This window comes from Bacillus sp. SIMBA_008 (assembly GCF_046535495.1).
GTDB lineage: Bacteria > Bacillota > Bacilli > Bacillales > Bacillaceae > Bacillus > Bacillus subtilis.
The window spans coordinates 1-229 of the sequence record NZ_JAWRWL010001434.1 but is presented as its reverse complement, the minus strand read 5'-3'; the positions used below and the strand labels follow the sequence as shown (position 1 = coordinate 229).

Sequence of the window (229 nt, the reverse complement as noted above, 5' to 3'; positions counted from 1 at the left end):
ATTCGGGCCTTTTGAAAAACTTATTTTTAAAATTACGGGTGTAAAAGAATACAATCAAACGTGGAAACAGTACGCATTGTCATTAGTTTTATTAAATGGATTTATGATTGTTGTCGTATATTTCATTTTCAGACTACAAGGAGTATTGCCATTAAATCCAGCACACATTGAAGGGATGGAGCCTACGCTTGCTTTTAATACAGCAATTAGTTTTATGGCTGATACAAAC

At 33.2% G+C, this 229-nt stretch carries 1 protein-coding gene; it reads left to right on the top strand.

Annotation, left to right across the window (positions count from 1 at the left end; all coding sequences use genetic code 11):
* On the top strand, positions 1 to 229 hold a 229-nt coding region (locus SB658_RS28225; RefSeq protein WP_410603921.1), incomplete at both ends, for a potassium-transporting ATPase subunit KdpA.